The organism is Mesobacillus sp. QJM3NY_10 (assembly GCF_056173465.1).
This window is the reverse complement of record NZ_CM149675.1, coordinates 1,500,598-1,523,525: the sequence shown is the minus strand read 5'-3', so window position 1 is coordinate 1,523,525 and position 22,928 is coordinate 1,500,598. Positions and strand designations below refer to the sequence as shown.

At 41.0% G+C, this 22,928-nt stretch carries 25 protein-coding genes; 6 read left to right on the top strand and 19 right to left on the bottom strand.

Going from position 1 to position 22,928, the window contains the following annotated elements:
• Nucleotides 1-8: 8 nt before the first annotated feature.
• The 5 genes from AC0VX7_RS07570 to treP form a co-directional block, all read right to left on the bottom strand.
• Nucleotides 9-221, bottom strand: coding sequence for a hypothetical protein (locus AC0VX7_RS07570; RefSeq protein WP_475427331.1), 213 nt, complete (start codon nucleotides 219-221; stop codon nucleotides 9-11).
• Nucleotides 222-456: 235 nt separating this feature from the next.
• On the bottom strand, nucleotides 457-1,638 hold the full coding sequence (locus AC0VX7_RS07565) for an alanyl-tRNA editing protein (RefSeq protein WP_475427330.1): 1,182 nt from the start codon (nucleotides 1,636-1,638) through the stop codon (nucleotides 457-459).
• 140 nt (nucleotides 1,639-1,778) lie between these two features.
• Complete coding sequence (locus tag AC0VX7_RS07560; RefSeq protein WP_475427329.1) at nucleotides 1,779-2,189, bottom strand: YugN family protein; 411 nt, start codon at nucleotides 2,187-2,189, stop codon at nucleotides 1,779-1,781.
• A gap of 275 nt (nucleotides 2,190-2,464) precedes the next feature.
• Nucleotides 2,465-4,150 (bottom strand): alpha,alpha-phosphotrehalase, encoded by a 1,686-nt coding sequence (treC, locus tag AC0VX7_RS07555; RefSeq protein WP_475427328.1) that lies wholly within the window; start codon nucleotides 4,148-4,150, stop codon nucleotides 2,465-2,467.
• A gap of 43 nt (nucleotides 4,151-4,193) precedes the next feature.
• A complete protein-coding gene (treP, locus tag AC0VX7_RS07550) occupies nucleotides 4,194-5,600 on the bottom strand; it encodes a PTS system trehalose-specific EIIBC component (RefSeq protein WP_475427327.1) in 1,407 nt (468 codons plus the stop codon).
• Nucleotides 5,601-5,891: 291 nt separating this feature from the next.
• On the opposite strand from treP, the gene AC0VX7_RS07545 reads away from it, so the two are divergent.
• Nucleotides 5,892-6,344: a YkvA family protein gene (locus tag AC0VX7_RS07545; RefSeq protein ID WP_475427326.1), complete on the top strand. Its 453-nt coding sequence runs from the start codon at nucleotides 5,892-5,894 to the stop codon at nucleotides 6,342-6,344.
• A 187-nt stretch (nucleotides 6,345-6,531) separates the two neighbouring features.
• Complete coding sequence (locus AC0VX7_RS07540; RefSeq protein WP_475427325.1) at nucleotides 6,532-6,768, top strand: hypothetical protein; 237 nt, start codon at nucleotides 6,532-6,534, stop codon at nucleotides 6,766-6,768.
• A gap of 43 nt (nucleotides 6,769-6,811) precedes the next feature.
• Here AC0VX7_RS07540 and AC0VX7_RS07535 read toward each other — a convergent pair whose 3' ends face one another.
• The 11 genes from AC0VX7_RS07535 to AC0VX7_RS07485 all read right to left on the bottom strand — a co-directional run bounded on the left by AC0VX7_RS07535 (nucleotide 6,812) and on the right by AC0VX7_RS07485 (nucleotide 17,219).
• Nucleotides 6,812-7,681 (bottom strand): carbohydrate ABC transporter permease, encoded by an 870-nt coding sequence (locus AC0VX7_RS07535; RefSeq protein WP_475427324.1) that lies wholly within the window; start codon nucleotides 7,679-7,681, stop codon nucleotides 6,812-6,814.
• Nucleotides 7,678-8,622 (bottom strand): carbohydrate ABC transporter permease, encoded by a 945-nt coding sequence (locus AC0VX7_RS07530; RefSeq protein ID WP_475428106.1) that lies wholly within the window; start codon nucleotides 8,620-8,622, stop codon nucleotides 7,678-7,680. The genes AC0VX7_RS07535 and AC0VX7_RS07530 overlap by 4 nt, the downstream gene beginning before the upstream one ends.
• A gap of 331 nt (nucleotides 8,623-8,953) precedes the next feature.
• A complete protein-coding gene (locus AC0VX7_RS07525) occupies nucleotides 8,954-10,249 on the bottom strand; it encodes an ABC transporter substrate-binding protein (protein WP_475427323.1) in 1,296 nt (431 codons plus the stop codon).
• Nucleotides 10,250-10,380: 131 nt separating this feature from the next.
• Nucleotides 10,381-10,998 carry a hypothetical protein gene (locus tag AC0VX7_RS07520; protein ID WP_475427322.1) on the bottom strand — a complete coding sequence of 206 codons (618 nt, stop codon included), beginning with the start codon at nucleotides 10,996-10,998 and terminating at the stop codon, nucleotides 10,381-10,383.
• Nucleotides 10,982-11,509 carry an RNA polymerase sigma factor gene (locus tag AC0VX7_RS07515; protein ID WP_475427321.1) on the bottom strand — a complete coding sequence of 176 codons (528 nt, stop codon included), beginning with the start codon at nucleotides 11,507-11,509 and terminating at the stop codon, nucleotides 10,982-10,984. Before AC0VX7_RS07515 ends, AC0VX7_RS07520 begins: the two co-directional genes overlap by 17 nt.
• Before the next feature lie 254 nt (nucleotides 11,510-11,763).
• Nucleotides 11,764-11,895, bottom strand: coding sequence for a YjcZ family sporulation protein (locus AC0VX7_RS07510; protein ID WP_215033279.1), 132 nt, complete (start codon nucleotides 11,893-11,895; stop codon nucleotides 11,764-11,766).
• A gap of 36 nt (nucleotides 11,896-11,931) precedes the next feature.
• A complete protein-coding gene (locus AC0VX7_RS07505) occupies nucleotides 11,932-12,030 on the bottom strand; it encodes a YjcZ family sporulation protein (protein ID WP_023615168.1) in 99 nt (32 codons plus the stop codon).
• Between the two features lie 728 nt (nucleotides 12,031-12,758).
• On the bottom strand, nucleotides 12,759-13,121 hold the full coding sequence (locus tag AC0VX7_RS07500; protein WP_475427320.1) for a hypothetical protein: 363 nt from the start codon (nucleotides 13,119-13,121) through the stop codon (nucleotides 12,759-12,761).
• A 1,196-nt stretch (nucleotides 13,122-14,317) separates the two neighbouring features.
• On the bottom strand, nucleotides 14,318-14,617 hold the full coding sequence (locus tag AC0VX7_RS07495; RefSeq protein ID WP_475427319.1) for a metal-sulfur cluster assembly factor: 300 nt from the start codon (nucleotides 14,615-14,617) through the stop codon (nucleotides 14,318-14,320).
• Nucleotides 14,618-14,816: 199 nt separating this feature from the next.
• Nucleotides 14,817-16,289, bottom strand: coding sequence for a UDP-N-acetylmuramoyl-L-alanyl-D-glutamate--2,6-diaminopimelate ligase (locus tag AC0VX7_RS07490; RefSeq protein ID WP_475427318.1), 1,473 nt, complete (start codon nucleotides 16,287-16,289; stop codon nucleotides 14,817-14,819).
• 201 nt (nucleotides 16,290-16,490) lie between these two features.
• Nucleotides 16,491-17,219: a protein-glutamine gamma-glutamyltransferase gene (locus AC0VX7_RS07485; protein WP_475427317.1), complete on the bottom strand. Its 729-nt coding sequence runs from the start codon at nucleotides 17,217-17,219 to the stop codon at nucleotides 16,491-16,493.
• Between the two features lie 244 nt (nucleotides 17,220-17,463).
• Between AC0VX7_RS07485 and AC0VX7_RS07480 the strand changes: the two genes are divergently transcribed.
• The 4 genes from AC0VX7_RS07480 to AC0VX7_RS07465 all read left to right on the top strand — a co-directional run bounded on the left by AC0VX7_RS07480 (nucleotide 17,464) and on the right by AC0VX7_RS07465 (nucleotide 20,061).
• Nucleotides 17,464-17,592: a 3-methyladenine DNA glycosylase gene (locus tag AC0VX7_RS07480; RefSeq protein ID WP_215033294.1), complete on the top strand. Its 129-nt coding sequence runs from the start codon at nucleotides 17,464-17,466 to the stop codon at nucleotides 17,590-17,592.
• A 111-nt stretch (nucleotides 17,593-17,703) separates the two neighbouring features.
• The gene (locus tag AC0VX7_RS07475; protein WP_041965005.1) at nucleotides 17,704-17,895 is read left to right on the top strand and encodes a hypothetical protein; all 192 of its coding nucleotides are present in this window, start codon (nucleotides 17,704-17,706) and stop codon (nucleotides 17,893-17,895) included.
• Nucleotides 17,896-17,985: 90 nt separating this feature from the next.
• Complete coding sequence (locus AC0VX7_RS07470; protein ID WP_475427316.1) at nucleotides 17,986-18,405, top strand: pyridoxamine 5'-phosphate oxidase family protein; 420 nt, start codon at nucleotides 17,986-17,988, stop codon at nucleotides 18,403-18,405.
• Between the two features lie 426 nt (nucleotides 18,406-18,831).
• Nucleotides 18,832-20,061: an NAD(P)/FAD-dependent oxidoreductase gene (locus tag AC0VX7_RS07465; RefSeq protein WP_475427315.1), complete on the top strand. Its 1,230-nt coding sequence runs from the start codon at nucleotides 18,832-18,834 to the stop codon at nucleotides 20,059-20,061.
• Nucleotides 20,062-20,131: 70 nt separating this feature from the next.
• Here AC0VX7_RS07465 and AC0VX7_RS07460 read toward each other — a convergent pair whose 3' ends face one another.
• The 3 genes from AC0VX7_RS07460 to AC0VX7_RS07450 all read right to left on the bottom strand — a co-directional run bounded on the left by AC0VX7_RS07460 (nucleotide 20,132) and on the right by AC0VX7_RS07450 (nucleotide 22,832).
• Entirely contained in the window at nucleotides 20,132-20,698 is a 567-nt protein-coding gene (locus AC0VX7_RS07460) for a M15 family metallopeptidase (RefSeq protein WP_475427314.1), read from the bottom strand.
• A 156-nt stretch (nucleotides 20,699-20,854) separates the two neighbouring features.
• The gene (locus AC0VX7_RS07455) at nucleotides 20,855-21,565 is read right to left on the bottom strand and encodes a GDSL-type esterase/lipase family protein (RefSeq protein WP_475427313.1); all 711 of its coding nucleotides are present in this window, start codon (nucleotides 21,563-21,565) and stop codon (nucleotides 20,855-20,857) included.
• Nucleotides 21,566-21,815: 250 nt separating this feature from the next.
• Nucleotides 21,816-22,832, bottom strand: coding sequence for a YsnF/AvaK domain-containing protein (locus AC0VX7_RS07450; RefSeq protein WP_475427312.1), 1,017 nt, complete (start codon nucleotides 22,830-22,832; stop codon nucleotides 21,816-21,818).
• Nucleotides 22,833-22,928: the final 96 nt, after the last annotated feature.

Below are 22,928 nucleotides of genomic sequence, written 5' to 3'. Positions count from 1 at the left end.
CTTATCCATTACATCTTCGTTGCTATATCATCCATCATTTCATCTATTGTGACAGTAACCTCATTCGTTTTCTTTGCTACAGCAATCGTGAATTCCAATAACTCTTTATATTTTTCTACCGGAATCATTGAATTCGTCTTCTCGTATTCATTTACTTTAAGACCGAGATTTTGCAGGATCATGATTGCCTCTTCTACAGATCCTCTTTCAACTTCAAACATTCTGATTCCCCCTATTTCTCTAGTTGAATTCCATTATGAGGGAGTTAAACCTATTTTTAAATGGTAAAACTTTCATTAATAACCAATCAATCTGTAAAAATTAGGTTGAAAGTCGGTCTTTTTTTACTCTCCTTGTTTATAGCCATAAAATGTCCAGTTTTTTTGATGAAATCACCACTTAAGAACTAGAACTTTTTTCCTTGAAATGGTCTTGGATCTTCCTATTTCATTCGAATTATTGGATAATTCCGGTAACCTTCTGGATGAATTCCTCACCTGACATCCATTTGCCCCCACCTTGTACAAGAGTATCGTTACCTCCACCCTTGCCATCAATGATGGAAAGTGCCCTTTGTGATAATCCCTTCAAGTCGCCTTCTATTTTCTTACCTTTTGCAAAAACGAATTGCAGCTTTTCCTCATTTTCAGATGCAAGCAAGAATACCTTATCTTCAACAGCTGAAACGAGCAGCCTGGCCAGCTTTTGAAGTTCCTGAATACTCCTGTTCTGAAATACGCGGCTGACCAGATCATTCTTTCCTGATTCAATAATCTCGTTTGCTTCAAATTTTAATAATTGATCCTTCATTTCCTCAATTGTTTTTTCAAGTTCTTTCTTTTGGGCAAGAAGCCTATTTACTGATGAACTCATATCCTGTTCTGGTGCATTGAGCAGGGCTGTGAGCTCCTTGATGACTTCATGCTTTTGGCCAAGCTTGTTCAGCACCCTTTTGCCACAAACAAACTCAACACGCATCATTTTCTTTTGCCTTTCCCATCCCAGGATTTTCAATGATCCGATCTCGGCAGTGCTGTTTGGATGTATGCCACCGCAGCCATTGTAGTCAAAGTCTGGTATTATGACGAGCCTGATGTTATTAGATACGGATAATTCTTTCCTAAGTCTGTATTGCTTCAGTTCCTCTTCATCGACCCATTTAGTGACGATTTGGCGGTTTTCGAGAATCACCTGATTAGCTAGCTCTTCCACCTTTGCGGCCTCATCTGCTGAAAGATTTTCTGTATCCAAGTCTATTGTCAGTGTATCTTTACCAAGATGGAAACTGACCGTTTTATAACCATACAAATCCTCGAACGAAGCGGAGAGAATATGCTGTCCAGCATGCTGCTGCATATGGTCAAATCGGCGATCCCATTCAATTGCCCCTTCAACAGGATTTCCTTCCGCCAATTTTCCCTTTATATAATGGCGGATTTCCCCATCAACTTCCTCAACATCCACTACTTCAACGCCATTTAAGAATCCGGTATCGAATGGCTGACCACCACCTGTCGGGTAAAAAGCTGTCTGAGAAAGGATTGCGTATATCCTCCCAGATTCGTCTTCCTTTTGCGTAATCAGCTCTGCAGAGAATTTTTTTATGTATGCATCGTGATAATATAATTTGTTTTCCATGGCAATCTTCAACTCCGAAATGTAATTATGTTAAACAGTATAGCATTTTTTCAAAGTAAGCAGATGGTTCAGCTAAATCGAAAAACAAGCCTAACTATATAAAAACAGCTTCCTATATACTGGAAGCTGTCCCTCTTTTACTATAAAGTTCCTAAAGCCTGCTCGGCCTTGCTGATCAGTGTCTTTCCTCGTTCCACAAGTCCTTTGGGGAAAGGAGCATCCTTGTCTTCAGGCGATTTAAATTGGTTGAAAGAACCGGACACCGCGCCGATGTTACCTTCCTCATCAACATCGGTCTGGAATTGATGATCAAGCAAGAAAGGCGTTCCTATCTGGACAAATGTGCCATCATCATCCAACGGACCACCAGTCGACTTGAAGGGAATTCGTACATACTGACGGTCACCATGGTCGTCGTTCATCTTGTAATCGATATATGCATGGTCATATTCCCACTGACCATTGACATTGAAGCCAATCGACCCGAGCTTTTGCTTCAATTCACCGACAGTGAGCTCTTTTCCGTCTATATTAGATTGAATTGGAATCATAATGCAAACCTCTTTTCATATTGGAATAGTCTTTTAGGTTTTTCCACCAGAAAAAGGATCTCAAACATGCAGCAGCACACAGGAAAAATAATTTCGATTTTCTAATCACTACGAAATGTACGATAAACACTACATTTAACGCTATAATCACTACGAAAAAAGGCACAATCACTACGTTTTAAGATATAATCACTACGAAATCGGTCCTAATCACTAATTTTTACAAAAATAGTAAAAAAAGTAGAGACCTTTAATGAGACCTCTACTTTTCATTCTTATTTAGTTAAATGATAAACAACTGATTCATACGGACGCAGGTTAATTCGCGAAATATCCTCACTTGAATCATCATAATTCGAAAGCAAAATTTCAACCTTATAGTCATCAGCATCTACCGATTCAGGCAATTCAAACACTGTGTCTTTCCCATAAAAATTATTTACGACTAGCAGTTTTTCATTCTGCCCGTTCCTAACATATGCAAATATGTCCGGATGTTCTTCATGGATAAGCTGGTAATCGCCATAGGTGATGATGTCATACTGTTTTCTCAGTTGAATCAACTTTTTATAGTGATAGAATACTGAATTTTTATCAGCCAGTGCATTTTCTACATTCACAGTTTGATAATTTCTGGCAACATCTATCCATGGAGTGCCGCTTGTAAAACCTGCATGTTTCTCGTCATTCCACTGGACAGGTGTTCTTGAGTTATCTCTCGACTTACTTTGCAGTATCTTCAGGATTTCCTCTTTGGACATGCCTTCGTCCATTTTGATTTTATAAATATTCAAGGATTCAACATCACGATAATCCTCGATCCTTTCAAAATATGGATTGGTCATGCCGATTTCTTCACCCTGATAAATATAAGGCGTTCCCTGCATCATATGGACTGCCGTACCAAGCATTTTCGCCGATTCGCGGTGGTATTGACCATCATTGCCATATCGTGACACAACTCTCGGCTGGTCATGGTTGCACCAGAACAAAGCGTTCCAACCGCCGCCCTTATGCATTTCAACCTGCCACAAAGATAAAATCCGTTTAAGTGCAAGAAAATCAAAATCCACAAGAGTCCATTTGTCACCATTTTCATAGTCGACCTTTAAATGATGAAAGTTAAATGTCATGCTCAGTTCATTTCGATCCGGATTTGAGTATTTGATGCAGTTTTCGATAGTCGTGGAAGACATCTCGCCGACCGTCATGCTGTCATATTTGGAAAGAACCTCAGAATTCATTTCCTGCAAATACTCGTGTACTTTTGGTCCATCGGTGTAGAATTTCCGGCCATCGCCCGGTGGTACAGAACCATCATCATCTGGAAAATCCTGATCCTTTGAAATCAGGTTGATTACATCAAGCCTGAAGCCATCTATGCCTTTCTTGAACCAATAATGCATCATCTCGTATACATCATTCCGGAGCTCTTCATTTTCCCAATTCAGATCAGCCTGGGTGACATCGAACAAATGAAGGTAATATTGACCTGTAGCCTCATCGTACTCCCAGGCATTCCCGCCGAATTTTGATTCCCAATTGGTGGGTGCACTACCGTCTTCCCTCGGGTCTTTCCAAATATAATAGTTTCGGTAACGGCTATCCTTTGATTTCAGGGCATCCTGGAACCACTCATGCTCAATTGATGAGTGGTTCACGACCAAATCCATGATAATTTTGATTCCGCGCGAATGTGCTTCCTCAAGCAGACGGTCGAAGTCTTCCATCGTCCCGTATTCTTTATATATTTGATAATAATCTTTGATATCGTAGCCATTATCCCGCTGAGGTGAATCATAGACCGGCGTCAGCCAAATTATGTCCACTCCCAGCTCTTTCAAATAATCAAGCTTGGCGATAATCCCCTGCAGGTCGCCTGTTCCATTGCCAGTTGTATCATAAAAACTCTTTGGATAGATTTGATAGACAACAGACTTTTTCCACCATGGTTCAGTCATAATAAAACATCCACCTCCATCAGGATTCACTCTCTAGTTGCGATTACGCCTCTTTTTTCTTTCTTGTTTTTGCCATAATGAATGTCAGTACGAATGGTACGACAAGCGCGATTCCCATCCCGATGAAGAAGACTCCCCAGAACTCAGTAAAGATTGACAGGAATGCAGGCAATCCGCCTACACCAATTGAAGGCGCCATTACCCCTCGAAGGGTGATGACAATACCCGCAATTGCAGAACCAATAATCGCAGCGATAAATGGGTATTTGTATCTAAGGTTTACTCCGAACATAGCCGGTTCAGTAATTCCAAGCCAAGCAGAAATGGCTGATGTCAGTGATAAACCTTTCAGTTTTTCATTGTCCTTCTCTGCAAACATCATGGCGAATGCAGCTGAACCTTGTGCGATATTGGATAAAGCGACCATCGGCCATAAGAATGTACCGCCGATTGTACCGATCAATTGCAGATCCACTGCTAAGAATGTATGGTGCATACCTGTGATAACGAGCGGCGCATAAAGGCCGCCATAAATCAATCCGCCAATAGCAGGCACTGCATCAAAAATTCCGACAACACCGTCAGTAATCAAGTTCCCAATTGCAAAAGTAATCGGTCCGATCACGATGAAAGATAGGAAGCCTGTTAACAATAAAGCTATTGGTGCAACGGTCAAGAGCTGGAAAGCATCAGGAATCCGCTTTCGTAAGAAAATTTCCATTTTCGCGAGGACATAGGAAGCTAACAATACCGGCAATACCTGACCTTGATAGCCTACTTTCTCAACTGTCAGTCCAAACAAATTCCATGTAGGAATTTCTTTTGCTGCTCCGTAACCCCATGCGTTCAACAAATCCGGGTGCACAAGCATGAGTCCCAGAACAATACCAAGAAGCGGGCTTCCGCCAAATTTATTAACCGCACTCCATCCAATCAAACCTGGCAGGAATACGAATGCTGTATTTGCAATTAAATTAATGATGCTGGCAAAATCAGCCCAGCCGGTATAAACGTCAATAAATGCCTGTCCTTCAAAGAAGATGTCCTTTCCGGTCAGGATATTATTAATCCCCATTAACAAACCAGCAGTAACAATCGCCGGCAAGATAGGAATGAAGATATCTGCCAGCGTCTTGATTGCCCTTTGAAGAGGATTCAAATTTTGGGCTGCAGCATCTTTTATTTCTTCTTTTGAAGCTTCTCCAATTCCAGTAATCGCAACCATTTCTGCGTATACCTTGTCAACAAGCCCCTGTCCAATAACGACTTGGTATTGACCATTTGCGGAAAAAGATCCTTTTACAAGCTCATTATCCTCCAGTTTTTCCTTATCCACTTTTCCTTCATCCTTCAAGGCAAAGCGAAGCCTTGTAACACAGTGAGTGGCAGCGGCAATATTTTCTTTCCCTCCAACAGCTTCAACAATTTGTTCAACTGCTTGTCGATCCATAATTACTCTCCTCCTGTTACCGTTTTCATTAAATATAAAAAAAGATTGCTATCAACTTGAAAAAAACTTGTATATACATGTTGTTTACGTTTTCATTTTACTTGTATATACATGAATAGTCAACTATTTTAAATCCTCCTTTAAAATTCCCAAAACAATTGATTTCAAACAGCGATTTAACTTGTGTTAGCTGTCAGGGCAAAAATTTACCAGTTGCTAGAGATGTTTTGTTAAAAGCAGTGATAGGGTAAAAATAAGAGATAAGGAATTTTAGCAGGAAGGGTGTTTGGTATGTTGGGTACAAAGAAACTCGAAGAAGGGTATAAAAAGTTTGAATCCAAGGCAAAAGAGTATATAAAAAAACCTGAGAAAACTGATGTTCTATTGAAGGATGCCGGCAAAAAGGCTGATGATCATAAAGGGTCACTTTCGGAAATCTGGGATAACTTGCAGCTGCTATTTGATTTAGTTGGAGCCTGGCGCCGAGGAGAATATCGAAAAATCCCGACACGATCCATCGTAACCATCATCGCTTCGATTATTTATTTCGTGTCTCCCATCGATTTAATTCCCGATTTCCTCATTGGGCTCGGAATCGTCGATGACGCTGCCGTAATCGGTTTTGTTTTAAAACAAATCAGTGTGGACTTGGAAAGATTCCGCATTTGGAGGGAGAGTCATCCAGCGAGCAATAGAACTATTGAAGAAATCTCCCTGGAAAAAGATACGCAAAGCCTGAATTAGCCCGATTTTTAACGGGCTTTTTTATTGGGAAAATTCGAGTTCTTCTTCTAGTTCGAAAGTGGGCTTTTAGGGAATAAACACTTTGTCCTATTCTAATTCAATCTCCCTTTCCGTACTTTATTATAAATAGTAAATTTTTACAAGATTTACTATTACCATGTTTTATTAAAAATAAGGGGGATGAATCATGCAAAAACTGTTCATGTTGACTTTTGTATTATTGCTCGTTTTCTCTGGTTCTGTCATTGCCTCTTCTTCACAAAATCAAAATAGAAATGCCAGCCCAGTAGAGGATTACCGGGGTAAATCCGCAGTTAATCAAGAAGGGTATCTATGCTGGCAATGCACTAAGTATACCTACCATAATGGTTACAGGACGTGTGTATCTGGCGTATGGCTCACAACCTGTCCTGTCATGAATTAATAAAATCAGAAAAAGGATGCTTAATGTCAGCATCCTTTTTCTTTTATCCTTTTGTTCCCGATGAGATATTCGAGCCTTCAATAAAATATTTTTGGAAAAAGAAGAAAAGCAGAATTACTGGCAGCAGGACCGAAACCGACATTGCCATCAAATAATGCCATTGTGTCTGGACCGTACCCTTGAAGGTCTGCAATCCAATCTGCAAGGTGTACATACTTTCATCATTAATATAGAGCAGCGGACCTAACAGGTCGTTCCATGCACCATTAAAAGAAAAGATCGCTACTGTAATCAATGCGGGCTTTGTCAATGGGAGCATGATATGCCACCATATCTGGAGGTGGCCTGCACCATCAAGTACAGCAGCCTCGACAAGTTCATTCGGTATCCCCATCATGAATTGGCGGAGCAAGAATATGAAAAAAGCACTCCCTAGAAAAGCCGGAACAAGCAGTGGCAGATATGTGTTCACCCAGCCCAGCTTTGAAAAGAGGATATATTGGGGAACCATCGTCACAAACCCTGGAATGAGCATAGTTGACAATACTAAAACAAAAAGGGCATTCCTTCCCTTGAACCTGATCTTTGCAAAGCCGTATGCGACCAGAGAATTGACAAGCACGCTGCCAATCGTTCCGACTGTAGCCAGAAAGAGCGTATTTAAGGCCCAGCGTGTAAACGGCGCAGTCTGCCAGGCCTCGACATAGTTACTGAAGTTTAACTTTTCAGGAAAGAATGACGGCGGGTACTGGGCGATCTCTGCAGGCGACTTCAACGAAGTTGAAATCATCCACCATAAAGGCATTAAGATCAGCGTACTGCCGGCAAGAAGCAGCAACGTCACAAACGTGAGCCTAACATTTTCTCTGAATTTTTTAGTCTCGTAAAATTTTGGGGCTGTTGTTGAGCTCATTTGCTGTCACTCCCTTCGTAATGTACCCACCGTTTTCCAAGCTTCATATTCACCGTAGTCAAAATCATGACGATGATAAACAGAAGCCAGGCCATAGCTGAAGCATAACCCATATCAAACACTTCAAACGCATTGTTCCACATATGCAAATTATAGAATAGCAGAGAGTTTCCCGGTCCGCCGCTTCCATTCTCAGTCATTACATAAGCTTCCTGGAAGATTTGAAATGAACCAATCGTACTTGTGATCACATCAAAAAAGATGATTGGTGAAATCATTGGCAGCGTAATATGGTAAAACTTCTGCCACGGTGATGCCCCTTCAATATCTGCCGCTTCATACATTTGAGGCGATACCCCTTGCATGATTGCCAGGTATAAAAGCATTCCCCCTCCTACACTCCACATTTTCATCAATAGCAATGCCGGCTTTGTCCATTCAGGATCAAACAGCCATGCCGGACCGTCAATCCCGAACCAGGCTAGCATCGTGTTGACCAGCCCTGTTGAGGGACTCAAAAGCTGCATCCAGAGAAAATAAACTGCCACACCGGATAAAACAGCCGGCAAATAATAGATTGTCCGGAAAAACTTCATTCCTTTGATCTTTTGATTCAAAAGAACGGCTAGTATAATAGCTCCCGCGGTCGTCAATGGAACTGAGAATATAACATAATAAATAGTATTTAAAAGAGAAGTGCGGAATAAATCGTCCATCGTAAACATGCGTTTGTAATTTTCCAAACCAATGAAATTCATTTTTGAAGTAATATTGTAATCTGTGAAACTTGCAGCCAGACTGAATAACAAAGGACCTAAAGTTAAACCAAGGAACCCAATGATCCAGGGAGATATAAACAAATAGCCAGCAAGATTTTCCTTTGCCTTCTTACTGAGCCCTTTGGTTCGCCCAACAGTCTCATCCGCTTTCTGTTCCTGCATAACTTTAGACCTAGCTTTTGTATGTGCTAATGTTGTATCTGAAGACTTCATGCTTGCCTAAACCCCCTTGTTGCTTTTATTTAATGGCTGTTTGCGCATTGCTTTTCGAACTCATTCTGATACCGCATTCCTTTTGGATTCGGGGCCTTTTCGAGGACATTGAATGAATTATTAATCGTAAAAACTCAGGAGCCGTTTTTTACTTTTGATTGTGAAAGCTACAAAGTTTACGAAAAGAGCCCACTTAATCGATTATTTCGAAAACTACAGGCGTTAAATCCTAAGAAATTTTTAAAAAGAGAAGGGCGTAATGCGCCTTCTCTTTCTGTGATTATTCCTTTTTCATTTTTGCAATATCTTCTTCCGCTTCTTCCAATGCTTTTTCAGGAGAAGTTTTTCCTAATAGTGCATTGTCAATATGCGGGTTCAATCTGCTATGATAATCTGGGTACTCAACTGGCACCGGGAACATCTTTGTCTGCTTCAGATTTTTGACAGTAGCTTCGTAGACCATCTTATCCGGACCTTCGAGTTCATTGAGGGCTGCCTCAGCTGCTTCGATGTTCGCTACATTGTCATAGTTTTTAACAGACCAGTACTTCTGAGCTTCAACATCTGTCAGATACTTGATGAAGTCCATCGCTTCCTCTGGATGTTTCGCACCTTTCGGAATTTCAACAACGAATCCGCCGCCTTCAGCCCAGTTCCCTGAACCTTCCTCGTTTGCAGGGATTGGTGCTACGCCAAATTCAACATCCTGTCCGTAGTCTCTCAATTGTGTGTAGAATGTTCCCACATCAACCCACATTGCAACTTTTTCTGCAATGAATGGATTTGCCTGTTCACTTCCGAATTCTGCCTGGAAAGCTTGTACAGTGTTTTCTCCGAGGCGTTTCTTCCAATCAAGAATCCAATTTAGGGCTTCAACTTTTTTCGGTGTGTTGATTGTCAACTCTCCATCCTCAATAAAACCTTTGCCGCTATCTGCGTTTGTCATCCAGCTGGATGCCCCGACACTTCCCCATAAAGGATAGAACCCAACTCGTTCATAATTATCGCCATTCTTAATATCTAACTTCTTTGCGTACTCTTCTAGCTCCGCCCAGGTTGCAGGCGGCTTCTCAGGATCAAGTCCCGCTTCCTTGAATGCTGTTTTATTGTAGAAAAGAAGGCGGGTGTCGGTATTGAAAGGAACAGCATAAGACTTTCCGTCATACTCGACAGTGTCCCATAAATGCGGGTGAAATTTCTGCTTGAATGAATCATCTATATATTGGCTTAAGTCCTCTACCTGCTTGTTTTCAGCACGCTGGGCAACTGTATTGATATCGTTGATAATGACATCCGCTGGATTACCTGCTGCCACTGATGCAAGGTTTTTTGTCCAAATATCGCCCCATGGCAGGAACGTGTGTTTAACGAATACCTTATCCTGTGATTCGTTATAATCATCGATTATTTTTTCAATGATCGGACGGCGTGTCTCTGAACCCCAGAATGTCCAGAAATCGACTACTACTTTTCCATCTTTCGTTTTTTCGGCATCAGCTTTTTGCTCCCCAGAGCATCCAGCCAGCAAGCCAATTAGCATAAATACTGCAAGAATAAATGCTAGACCCCTCTTCATATCTTTTCCTCCTGTATATTCAAGTTGCTTTATAAGTACAAACTTACTCTTACCACCTCTGTCAACGAATTAAACATATTCTGTAAGATTTTTTATAAAATAGTAGTAAAGTTTCAGTAAAAAAAACAGATTCAGAATTGAACCTGTTTTTCCATGTCTTCTATCATTAAGACCACCTGTGCTGCCTTACTTTCTTCCACTTTATAAACTTTTTGTTCTTTCATTCTTTTAATATATACATTATTTTTGCTGATCCATAACTTGCATTTATCCGGCTTTTTGCCCTCATATATTAGCAGCAAATCAAAGGCGCCCTCCATCTCCGGGGCATTTTCCACATTGTTTCTTCCATTCACCGTGTTGTTCATTATCTCCAGCCAGCCTGGGTCATCAATGATGGAAATTCCTTTTCTCGTCAGGTTCGAATGGAGATTAAATTGTTCTGGAGAATCAGATTTAGTAAGATACGTAATCACAATTTCGCTGGATGCAAATAACTCTGCTGGATTTAGAGCAGCTAACCCTTCCTGAGAAGGACTTTTGATTTCTGTTAGAAGGTAAGCTGCACAAACCAGTATCATCACAATTGTTAGGAGGCTGCCGGTCCAATTCCTTGCTATGTAGCCAATCGGCCTATCCGGCCTTCCGGTCTGGACTATTGAATTATAAGTTTTTCGTTTTTGGATTTCCGATCTTGGAATTTGGCTAAGGCTCCTGAAACTATCTTCAAGTTCAAATGATTTCTTCAATGATTTCCCCTCTTCTCTTTAACTCTTTTTTTAAGGCAGCCATTGCCCGGGAAGTAGTAATTTTCACTTTACTTTCGCTCCAGCCAAGGATCAGTGCGGTTTCCTTAATCGAAAATTCTTTGATTTTCCTTAAAATTAAAACCTCCTGGTAGCTCAGCTTCAGTGCTTTGATCCCTTTGTAAAGGAGTGATGTCTTCTCCCCTTTCACGATGATTTCTACCGGGGATGGCTGACAGGATTCGAAGACATACTTATCCAATGAAAAAAAACGCAGCCGTCTTCTTCTTCTTAAATGGTCAATTGCAACATTTCGTGCGATCTTCACGATCCATGTGAAAATCTGCGAATCACCGTTAAACTGATGAATATGCTTGTACACTCTTAAAAAAGTTTCCTGGGTTAAATCCTCTGCGACTTCCTTCTTACCGGTCAATAACAGGAGATAGCCATAAACCTTGTCACTGTATTCCTCGTACACTTTCTGGAAACGAATGCTGTAGTGATCGCTCAAAATTCTCCCCCCTTTTTACAGACAGTTAGACGAACAAGCACAAAAAAAGAATCACCTTTTTTGGAATATTTTAAATTTATTTAAAAATAACAAAAATTCACTCTTTTTTCATCATTCTAATTGACTAGCCCGCTGTAAAAATGCATATCACTTATGGATAATTTCGAACCTTGAATTAATCCTAGCGCAAAAAAGAAAGAGGCTGTCAACAGTCATCATGACCCTTTGTAACAGCCTCTTTCCATGTTTTTTTATTAGCGATAGCATGAGCAGCCGACGATGATCAAGAGGATAAACAGCACAACGATCAAAACAAAACCGCTGCCGTATCCAGCTCCTCCTACGCCGTAACCGCCACATCCACAGCCTCCGCTGTATCCGTACATCATAAAACCTCCTAATGAAGTTTACTTATTCAAAATTTAGTAACCGAAACCCCAAGACGCTCCGATTATGATTAAAAGAATGAACAATACTACAAGCAGGGCGAAACCGCCACCATAGCCGCATCCTTCAGACATCGTAACAACCTCCTTTTTTTGTGTCCCTATATCCTATTCAGGCCGGGACATTTGTGCAATTAAACACCAAAAAAAATACTAGCCCAATTATGAAAAGCGCAAGCGCCTTGATCAGCCCGAAAAGCGCTGCCCGCCTAAAACGCCACATCGTGTGGCTGGCGGGTTTGCACGTCCTGTGCCTTAGAGGGCTTGACAGTGAAGTCGTTTTTTGACTTCATTGGCAGGACCGAACTCGAAAAGCGAAGGCGACTGCCCAACTCCGACAAGCGTTGGAGGGCCTGACTGTGAAGTCGCTCTTTGACTTCATTGGCAGGACCGAACTCGAAAAGCGAAGGCGTCTGCCCAACTCCGACAAGCGTTGGAGGGCCTGACTGTGAAGTCGCTCTTTGACTTCATTGGCAGGACCGAACTCGAAAAGCGAAGGCGTCTGCCCAACTCCGACAAGCGTTGGAGGGCCTGACTGTGAAGTCGCTCTTTGACTTCATTGGCAGGACCGAACTCGAAAAGCGAAGGCGTCTGCCCAACTCCGACAAGCGTTGGAGGGCCTGACTGTGAAGTCGCTCTTTGACTTCATTGGCAGGACCGAAACGTCTCGAGGGGCTAGGCGCGCTGGAGCTAGACACTAATCTAAGTGTAAAAGATTATATATTTAGTAAAAAAGGACGTGCTGAATAACATGGACACAAAAAAAGAGAACCTTGATTGGTCCTCTTCTTCGCAGATTATGCCTATCCTATTTTTACCTGACTTTCCTGTGTTTCATTTAGAAATTCATATGTAATCAAAGGTTTGACCGGGATTTCCAGCCATCTTGAAACACCATTATTGTTCACTTTCTCCATGTACACTGGTTTGCAATCTTCCAGCAGACACAACTTTAACGTCTCGAACCCGCTTAATTCCTGAACCGCTCGCTCGATTTCTTTCTTCTCTTCCGCAGTCGCAAGTACGTTCTCTTTTTTAGGCTCCAGAAGGACCACAATCAATTCCTTCCGCATCTGTTTTTCCAGCTCCATTCTTGCGAAAGCCAGTTTTTTCAGTGTCCTGTTCAACTGCCACATGCGGATCCCAGCTATTTTTTTATAAATCATTTTAAATGCCTCCAGTATTCCCCCAACTCTTATTCTAAAAGACAATTCGAATAAACGTAAGATTATATTAGGGTATGGAAAAAATTCCATGGATGTTTTGTCTAAACCTGGTGTGTATTCGGACATATTCATGAGACGGAGCCGGCCTTTTGTCCGAACTTGGTGTGACTTCGGACAAATTCATGAGAGGAAGCCGGCCTTTTGTCCGAACCTAGTGTGACTTCGGACAAATTCATGAGACGGAGCCGGTCTTTTGTCCGAACATGGTGCGACTTCGGAAAAAATCTTGAGATGGTACCAGTGTTTTGTCCGAACCTGGTGTGACTTCGGACAAAATCTTGGGATGGAACCAGTGTTTTGTCCGAACCTGGTGTGACTTCGGACAAATTCATGATAGGCATCCGGCCTTTTGTCCGAACTTGATGTGACTTCGGACAAATTCATGAGAGGAAGCCGGCCTTTTGTCCGAACTTGATGTGTCTTCGGACAAAATCTTGAGATGGAACCTGTGTTTTGTCCGAACATGATGCGACTTCGGACAAATTCATGAGACGGAGCCGGCCTTTTGTCCGAACATGGTGTGACTTCGGACAAATTCTTGAGATGGAACCAGTGTTTTGTCCGAACTTGATGTGACTTCAGACAAATTCTTGAGATGGAACTAGTGTTTTGTCCGAACATGGTGTGACTTCGGACAAAATCTTGAGATAGAGCTAGCGTTTTGTCCGAACCTGGTGTGACTTCGGACAAAATCTTAAGATGGTACCAGTGTTTTGTCCGAACCTGGTGTGACTTCGGACAAATTCTAGAGACGGAGCGGGCCTTTTGTCTGAACTTGATGTGACTTCAGACAAATTCCTGATAGGCATCCGGCCTTTTGTCCGAACATGGTGCGACTTCGGACAAAATCTTGAGATAGAGCTAGTGTTTTGTCCGAACTTGATGTGACTTCGGACAAATTCTTGAGACGGAGCCGGCCTTTTGTCCGAACATGGTGTGTCTTCGGACAAAATCTTGAGATGGAACCTGTGTTTTGTCCGAACATGATGCGACTTCGGACAAATTCTTGAGATGGAACCAGTGTTTTGTCCGAACCTAGAGCGACTTCTGACTAAAATCATGAAATAAACTCTAACACAAAACAATAAAAAAAGATTGCGATTCCGCAACCTTTAGAGGTTTTTTTAGTTGGTATTTTACAAATCCAGTAAATATTTCGCGTACTTGGACATCCTGTCTTGTGTCCATTTTGGTACTGAGACCATTTTGATATCAATATGCTCGAGGTTATCCATCTGCCCAGCCAGGTGTTCACGAGCAGAGAGGGCAATATAATCGGCAAGCATGCAATCTTCATTTCTTGTAGTCATAACGATTTCGACATCCCTATCATCCTTGACGCAGACTTCATAGACGAGGCCAAGGTTCACAATATCGACTCCAAGCATCGGTTCTTCTATTTCTTCAAGCATTTTATAAATTTCTTTTTTATCCATATTGAGTACCTCCTCCACATTAGTCAGGTCAATTGTCTTGCTTACTTTTATCATAAGAGATGCCGGTAAAATATTGGAGTGACGCACTTCACATTTCATATTATTGTCATTAATAGAAGGATAATTTGTGTCAGTTTACGGCAAGGAGTTTAATTTCCCTTTAAAAAAACAGGCTGATTTTTATTCAGCCTGCTTTGCATCAACCAATTACCTTTTCCTTATTTTGCAATTTTTTTAAATATAACAGTGTTTCTTTATCTGACGATGTAGGAAGTTCATACATTGACTGATACTCCTCAGGTCCTTTACCAGTGATAAGGATCCACTCCCCTCTGCGGGCGTTTTCCCATGCCTCCCTGATCGCCAAGGTCCTGTCTGTAATGACTTTTCCTTTGTTCATGCCAAATCGTTCATTCAGTTCCTTTAATTCATTGGCCATCTCTTCTTCGGATATTCCGTTCAAGTCATCGAAGGTCAAGGTGAATTCATCACTCATTGCGGCCGACGCTTTGATCATATCCTCTCTTTTTGTCTTGTCCCGCTCTCCACGGAAGCCAAAGATATGCTTTACCTTAACTGCCTCATGCTCTTGTGCTGCTTGCAGACAGTATTCAATCGCATCCTTAGTATGTGCATAATCGACGATGAAAGTAGCACCTTCTGGATGAGTAATCATCTCGAACCTTCCAGGCACGCCAGGGAAAGATTTTAGCGCTTCAGTAATCGCATCAGGACTGATGCCGATTTTTACGGCTGTCAAGAAGGCCATTGCAGCATTATAGACATTGTGTAGACCTGGAGATGGAAAAGTCAAAGGGTAGGTGATTCCTCCCATTTGGATGTCAAATCTGCTTTCTCCGTTCAATTTAATGTCCTCAATTTTCAAATCGTGTATGTCATCATAACCAATTGAATATACCGGTATTTCTTTAGCTTTTAATATACTGTCCAGCCTGTCACCCCACTCGCTCAACCTGCTGACAACAGCCGAACCCTCTTTTTTCATGTAGTTATACATCAATGTTTTGGCCTCGAAGTAATCTTCAATTGTCGGATGGTAATCGAGGTGATCATGGGATAAGTTCGTGAACAACCCATAATCCAGCTCAAGTCCCTCAATTCTGTATTGCTTCAGGGCATGTGATGACACCTCCAAAACAACAAATTCATCATTGCTTTTCGAAATCAATTCCTGAATTTGTAAAGCATCCGGAGTGGTATTGGAAGGCTTGTACACTTCATTATTTATAATATAAGACACAGTCCCCAGGAGAGAGCAGCTTTTGCCCGTATGCTCTAGGATGTGCTTTAAAATGTAAGAAACGGTCGTTTTCCCATTTGTTCCAGTGATGCCAATCACCGTATGCTTCCTCGACGGGTGTTGATAAAATGCACTCGCTGCCCTTCCCAGTGCAAGCCTGCTGTCGAATACCTGAATATAAGGCACAGAAAGTTCAAGCTCATTTTCACCTATGACAGCTGCAGCACCATTGTCTATAGCTTCATCAATAAACTTGTGGCCATCTATCTGGAAGCCTGTTATCGCAACAAATAAATCTCCTGGCTTCACTTTACGTGAATCCATCTGGATTCCAGACAAATCAGGGTCTGCATCATTCCTGTATTTCTTTAAACTGCTGCCGAGCTCTTCAAGCACCTTGGTTAATCTCATTTCCAAAACTCCCTTTTTAACATGCCTATAAATTCCACAGCCGGAATTAGAAATGTATATAATATGTCTCTTTTTATATTCCCCCAAATTTTAAAACTATGCCTCGTAAATGATACAAGATTTTCTTTTATAAAAAATGAGTAAAAGGAAATAGAAAAAAAGACCGGCAATTTAGCCAGTCTTTTACTATTATTTCCTAATTCACTTGGAAAACTGGGATAAGTATTTAAAATTCAGCCTGCTATGCTGCTGGAGCATAAAGGCGGTGGTAGTGGAGCCTTCTTTCCGAAGTGTATTCAGAGCTTTAATCATTTCCTCGGCTGTGCCTATTCCAATACCATGTCCATAATATAATCCATTTCCAAGGACTACAGCATTTTCTCCTCGCCAAATTGGTTTATCAAAATCAGGATTCATGAAATACACCACATCGCCAGGGATAAACTCATTCCCTTCTAACGTTATGATGGCCAAATCAGGGTCATAATTCCAATTCCAAACAAGCAGCCCTCTGAATAAATAATTGAAATCCGACAACCTTATTGAATCCAGAACGGCTTTGTAAAAAATGATAACCATTGCTGTGGAGCACTCGAATGCGTATTCCTGACCATTTTCATAAATATCATTAATCGCTTCAGAAGGCAGGACATTTGGATTCAGCAAATAACCTCTGGGTCCTTTTGTCCAATAAATTGGATTGAACCTTGAATATTTGAATGAGGTAAAGGCAACTGAAGCCTCCTTAAGCTTCAATGCCGCTTCAATGATTTTCTCCCTTAGATTTATTTCGAAAAGAAGCTGAAAGGTTGTGTCATATTCAAACATCGTCAGGCTATTGTCTAGTTCATTGTATATTTCCTTCTGTTTCCCAGACAGATTCTGCAGCATCTGGCCGCTTGCCGAATCTGGAAACCGGATGATTATCATCACACTCCCCCTCCATATTCCGCTAGTTAAACATACATTCTAACTATATGAAGGTGAATGACTGAAAAGACATTGAACAGAATCTTGAAACCATACAGGACTCGATCTTATTTACTTGCCTGTAAGGAACCTGGATTGGCATTTTCCATCTTCGACCTTTGAGTTAATCTCGACAATAAGTTTGTTTTAATTACCTATAAAAGGGTATTTTTATTATAATCACAGCGATAAGGAGGCTTTTATCATGACAGAAAAAAATAAAAATAATAACGACGGTTCAGCTGAACAGGAGAAGAAAAAGGAACACAACAAGGATATCGAGCCTCAAAGGGATCCTGTAAAACCTCAGCAAGAGTCAAATAGCAATAAATAAGTTATGTCCAGATGAAAATAATGCAAGATCCAGGCTTTTAAAAATCAAAGAGAGGTGAGCATCGTGGGAAATGAAAATAAAAAGAACATTCCAGTTGATAATACTAAAAACATGGACAACCCTGAGCAATATGAAACCAAGACAGAAAGTCTTCATGACAAATTCAAAAGTGAATTGACTGTGGATCCGATTCCGATGGAGGACCTTAACCAGGAAAAACATGAGGAAAAGGATGGCCATCACTCAAAAGATTCTTCTTCAAGCGAAAAGAAGTACAATGTAGATATCGACAATGAATTATAATAATCGCCCTGGGAATCCCAGGGCTTTTTTGGTTTATGAAGCTTTAGAAAGAGAATATTAAAAGCAGGTACAAAAAAAGGAGGAATTCATATGGATAGTCAAAACTTAAAAGAAAAAATCACTCAGGTCCTTGGTGAATCGAAGGTTGGCACGCTGGCAACCGTAGTCGGGAATAAGCCACACTCCCGATACATGACCTTTTTCAACGAGGATTTGACATTATACACTCCGACAAGCAAAGAAACGTACAAAGCGGAAGAGATTGAAAGGAACCCTTATGTTCATATCCTGCTCGGATATGAAGGTGAAGGAATGGGTGATGCCTATATCGAGGTACAGGGTAAAGCTTCAATCCGTGAAGAAGAGTCACTTAAGGAAAAATTCTGGAATGAGAAAATGGAGAAATGGATTGAGAGCCCTAATGACCCAGAATACATTATTCTTGAAATAAAACCAGAAACCATTCGATTGATGAACGATAATGGAGAACCAGAAACAATGAATTTATAAGGCTCTTTTCTCAAACTTTGTTGCTAATGAGTACAAAATTTGATTGAATAAATTCCTTCGTAAAGTTGATGCTTTTTATGAGAAAAGAGCATGCAAACTTAATACCGACCTGCAAAATGGGTATATATTACGTTAAAATTGGCTTTAGGATTTTAACAACAATCTTTACGAAAAAGCCATTTATAATCACCGCCAGGAGATGGAGCTATTCCATCTCCTCCTTTTTTGGATGTTTTGTCAAACTTTTGTTGAATTTATATCGTAAATACGTATTGATATAAATATATTAATATCGTAATCTATTGGTAGATCCTATTTGTGAATAATTTCACAAATAGAATCACGCAAACTACCAGGTAATTATTTATTTTTTTACTTATACATGTGAATTATTTCACAATAAACAACCAGAAAGAAGGAATAACGATGCAAACTCCAAAAGTAGTCATTTTAGGTGCAGGATATGGTGGACTCATAACTAGCCGCCAGCTTGAAAAAACTTTACGGAACGGCGAAGCTCAAGTTACTTTGATCAATAAACATGATTATCACTATATTTCTACACAACTTCATAAGACAGGTGCGGGCACTGCCTCTGACGAAAAAATCACCTTACATATACCTGACCTTCTTAAGACAGACAAAATCCAATTCAAAAAAGGAACAGTACAAGCTGTAGATTTTACTTCAAAGAAAGTCCAGCTCGTGTCTGGTGAATGTATCGATTATGATTACCTGATGATTGGTCTTGGTTTCGATGTGAGTACGTTCGGTATTCCTGGAGTTGAAGAAAATGCTTTTAAAATCAAAAGTTTCAGGAGTACGAAGGCCATATACAATCATATGCTGAGACAGTTCGCAGCGTATAAAGAGGACCTAGACCCTTCAAGACTTACTTTTGCAGTTGCCGGTGCGGGCTTTACCGGAATAGAAATGATTGGCGAACTTATAGAAGCAATGCCAAAGCTTTGTCTCAAATATGATATACCTGTGTCGGCGACAAGAATTATCAATATAGAAGCGTCTGCATCAGTTCTGCCAGGATTCGATAAAGAGGCAATAGATTTTACAGAAAGCTATTTTAAAAAGAATGGTGTAGAGCTGATGACCTCTACGAAGATCCTTGAATGTTCTCCGACTTCCATAACATTGGACAACGGCGAAGAACTTCCTTCAAGGACATTGATTTGGTCGGGAGGTGTCCGGGGCAATACCCTCCTTGAAAAACTGGATTTGCCTATTTCGAAGGGCCGCATCATCATTGATAAGTTTTTACGGGTAAAAGGAATGGAAAATGTTTTTTGTATCGGAGACGCTGCGTTATTCGTGAAAGAAGATGGAACCCCACTCCCTCCGACTGCGCAGGTGGCCATTCAACAGGCGGAGGTTTGTGGACCAAATTTAATTGCCAGCTTGAGAGGTGAACAACTCAAAGCATTCGAATACCACCACAAAGGTACAGTCGCTTCCATCGGTAACAAAGCAGCTGTCGGAAAAGTCTTCGGTTTGAAGATTAGCGGTTTATTCGCTGCCTTAATGAAGCAGGTGATCGAAGCTCGTTACCTTTTCGTTCTTGGAGGAGCAGGACTGGTCATCAAGCAATTCCTGAAGGTAGGAAAACCACATTCAGAGTTGGCTATTTCCAAACAAAAATAACCATTCAGAGATGTTTTCACCTTGATTGTTATTAACCCTAAAAAGCATCGGAGCCTCATGGCCCCGATGCTTAATTTTGTGAAGCAGTCAACGCATCTTCCGGAGGACGATGGCCGCGTTTTAAGTCATTTATTGTCAGGCCAAATCGCATTTCCAGGTGCGGATAATCCTTAAAGTGTGTCCAGTCTCCTCCCCAAGTAAATCCGAGCTCCTTGGCAATGCCTACTACTTCCATCCAATCTGATTTCCCATTGCCATTTCCGTCATAAGTAGTGTCCCATAGGGCTTTTCCTTGTTTATTCAATAACGCGAAGTCGATTGCCAGACCAAAATTATGGTAAGACTCCCCGCCTTTAGCATGTGTGACTATTTGGCCTTCTTTAGATCTTCCCTTTTCATTTAACTGATTCTGTTCTTCGAAACTTCGGAAACCATCAGTTACCAAGACCCTTATGCCTCTCTCTGCTGCCATCTGGATGAGCACATCCTTATTCTCCTGGACAACTGGATGCAGTTCCTGTGGCAATGGAACATCCTCATTAAGTTTAGGCTGGGTGAGGAATTGATAATATAAAAGGAGCGCAGCCACAACCAGCAAAAAAGTGATGGATGCGTTCCCAAATAATTTCTTTTTCACGTTAAAATTCCTTTCAGCTATTCTTTTAATCTATTATATAACGAATTCCCTCCATTCTTGGTTTCATGGAAATTTTTTTCAAGTTAAAAAACCTGGCAGTAGATTTTGCCAGGCAGTCATCCTATAACAAAGCCTTATATAAAAAATCCGGAGATCCTATTCAAAATTGTATTTATCTAAAATGCGATCAGTGATCAGTTTGTATCCTTTATCATTCAAATGAAGCGAATCACTGAAATATTGTTGTTTATCTTTCCCTTTAAACAGGTCATTGGTTGGAATGTAAACGACCCTTTTTTCATTTTTAGCGGTTTTTTTTATTTTTTCATTCCAATCATCAATCACCGCTTCAATTGGGGCACTGTCGGGGTAGGGATTAAAGAGACCCAGCAGGAGGATCGGCGCTGTCTCGTTTTTATCACTCAAAATATTGAGAATTGCCCTCAAGTTCCGCAAATAATCTGCCTGCCCTTTTTCTATTTTCCCATGCTTCAGATTCTCTAAATTCCCGCCATTACTATTGATCAAATCATTAGTACCGATAAAAAGGATAAAATGGGTTGCATCATCAAGTTTTCCTCTAATACTGACATCAGATAGCTGGGTAAGGATACCAGAAGATTCAAGACCATAAATAGCTTCATTATCAAAGTTGTAGTACTTTTTGTTTTGGTTGTTCACCTTGGTTTGCAGTGTATCAATATAACCCGAGCCCTTCTGATCACCATAGCCATAGGTGAGCGAGTCTCCAAATGCTACTACCAGTCTGTCCCCTTCCCCTTTTTTAGGGTTGACCATACTGAATGCAGCCAGTGAGACGAAAATAATTAGTATAAGAGATGAAATAAGTACTGTTTTTTTCTTCATGATGTGCCCCTTCTCTAATTCTTTATACCTTAATACCCAGCATGAAATGAACATGAAACAAGAAGAATTCACCATTAAACTTCTTCTTGCTAATGCTTCGTCAACGTGTTATATTTATCAAGCGATGAGCTGAATTGTGTAAGCCGACAGACACTCCTTTATGGAAATGCACGATGTGGCGTGCAGTCAGTCGCCTCAATACGCAGAAAAGACGCCTTTTGGGCGTCTTTTCTTATTTTCCAGGATATGTTTACTTTTTCTTGTAACCGTCACGGTACATACCTGAAGGATTATTTAAACCGTCACGGTCTAGGTCAGTTGAATTTTTAAGAGAGTCACGATTGCGGTCAAGGTCTGCTTCATTGACCACACGATCGTCGTCAGATTCGAGATGTGCTTCTTCATGCTTTACACTTTCGACGACTTGTTCAGTATCTGTCACTTCTCGCTTACCAATGACAAGCTCTTCAGAAACAACCGGTTTCTTAGTAACCTCTACCTTCTCTTCCATAATAGGTACACGGATCGTTTCATCGTCATCAACCGAAGCATCCATGCCAGAAGCAGTCTCATTCACATCACGTCTCTCCACGTAAACTTCTTCACGTGTGACTGGAATGTTTACTTTCTGCTGCTCTTCTACTACTTCCTTGTGGACTTCAACTTCACCTGCCTGTACCCTTTCTTTGGATACATCAAGCTGCTCTTCTCTTAACCTCAATGTCTGCTCATCAGTATTATCATAAGTTCCTCTCACTGAAGTATCAGTATTATCATACGTTCCTCTCACTGAAGTATCAGTATTATCATTTGTTCCTGTCACTGAAGTATCAGTATTATAAGCTCCTGTTACTGATGTATCGGTTACATATCCTGTTTCTTCAACATCAAGGCCAGATGCAGCCGTTTCTGCTAAAAGGATGATGCGTCCATTTCGGACATCTTCTTCGTATTCTCTTGCCGCGTCATCTGTTAAGCCTACACCGACCAGACGATCGGAAATGGAAGGCTCATTGCCGCCCAAATTTCTGTCTGCGTCAAATGCTGTCATCAAGCTTTGCCAGAAACCGCCTTCCCTATGGTCGTCAGTATCAGTTCCGATATTTTCAGTCGTTACACCTGTTCTGCTTTCAAGTGCAGTGGTAACATCATTTGTATCACCGATGATTGAGAAATCCTGAACGGCATAGCCTTTGTTTTTATGTTCTTCAATTGCTTCAATTAGTTCTGTTTGATTATCATATACTCCAACTACTTTTTTAGCCATTTTAAATTCCTCCATTTCAATTTATGATTCATCCGGTTGCCCCGGTAATGTATTCTTACCCGGCATGGACAGGAACTCAAACTATTTAGGACTTGC

Coding starts and splice junctions, on each gene's coding strand:
- AC0VX7_RS07540 (WP_475427325.1), top strand. CDS start 6,532: ATGCAAAAACTGTTCATGTTGACTTTTGTATTATTGCTCGTTTTCTCT.
- treP (WP_475427327.1), bottom strand. CDS start 5,600: ATGGATCGACAAGCAGTTGAACAAATTGTTGAAGCTGTTGGAGGGAAA.
- AC0VX7_RS07565 (WP_475427330.1), bottom strand. CDS start 1,638: ATGGAAAACAAATTATATTATCACGATGCATACATAAAAAAATTCTCT.
- AC0VX7_RS07530 (WP_475428106.1), bottom strand. CDS start 8,622: ATGCAGGAACAGAAAGCGGATGAGACTGTTGGGCGAACCAAAGGGCTC.
- AC0VX7_RS07570 (WP_475427331.1), bottom strand. CDS start 221: ATGTTTGAAGTTGAAAGAGGATCTGTAGAAGAGGCAATCATGATCCTG.
- AC0VX7_RS07450 (WP_475427312.1), bottom strand. CDS start 22,832: ATGGCTAAAAAAGTAGTTGGAGTATATGATAATCAAACAGAACTAATT.
- AC0VX7_RS07510 (WP_215033279.1), bottom strand. CDS start 11,895: ATGTACGGATACAGCGGAGGCTGTGGATGTGGCGGTTACGGCGTAGGA.
- AC0VX7_RS07480 (WP_215033294.1), top strand. CDS start 17,464: ATGACAGAAAAAAATAAAAATAATAACGACGGTTCAGCTGAACAGGAG.
- AC0VX7_RS07560 (WP_475427329.1), bottom strand. CDS start 2,189: ATGATTCCAATTCAATCTAATATAGACGGAAAAGAGCTCACTGTCGGT.
- AC0VX7_RS07505 (WP_023615168.1), bottom strand. CDS start 12,030: ATGTCTGAAGGATGCGGCTATGGTGGCGGTTTCGCCCTGCTTGTAGTA.
- AC0VX7_RS07470 (WP_475427316.1), top strand. CDS start 17,986: ATGGATAGTCAAAACTTAAAAGAAAAAATCACTCAGGTCCTTGGTGAA.
- AC0VX7_RS07535 (WP_475427324.1), bottom strand. CDS start 7,681: ATGAGCTCAACAACAGCCCCAAAATTTTACGAGACTAAAAAATTCAGA.
- AC0VX7_RS07525 (WP_475427323.1), bottom strand. CDS start 10,249: ATGAAGAGGGGTCTAGCATTTATTCTTGCAGTATTTATGCTAATTGGC.
- AC0VX7_RS07495 (WP_475427319.1), bottom strand. CDS start 14,617: ATGGATAAAAAAGAAATTTATAAAATGCTTGAAGAAATAGAAGAACCG.
- AC0VX7_RS07485 (WP_475427317.1), bottom strand. CDS start 17,219: ATGATAATCATCCGGTTTCCAGATTCGGCAAGCGGCCAGATGCTGCAG.
- AC0VX7_RS07490 (WP_475427318.1), bottom strand. CDS start 16,289: ATGAGATTAACCAAGGTGCTTGAAGAGCTCGGCAGCAGTTTAAAGAAA.
- AC0VX7_RS07455 (WP_475427313.1), bottom strand. CDS start 21,565: ATGAAGAAAAAAACAGTACTTATTTCATCTCTTATACTAATTATTTTC.
- AC0VX7_RS07545 (WP_475427326.1), top strand. CDS start 5,892: ATGTTGGGTACAAAGAAACTCGAAGAAGGGTATAAAAAGTTTGAATCC.
- AC0VX7_RS07475 (WP_041965005.1), top strand. CDS start 17,704: ATGGACAACCCTGAGCAATATGAAACCAAGACAGAAAGTCTTCATGAC.
- treC (WP_475427328.1), bottom strand. CDS start 4,150: ATGACTGAACCATGGTGGAAAAAGTCTGTTGTCTATCAAATCTATCCA.
- AC0VX7_RS07500 (WP_475427320.1), bottom strand. CDS start 13,121: ATGATTTATAAAAAAATAGCTGGGATCCGCATGTGGCAGTTGAACAGG.
- AC0VX7_RS07465 (WP_475427315.1), top strand. CDS start 18,832: ATGCAAACTCCAAAAGTAGTCATTTTAGGTGCAGGATATGGTGGACTC.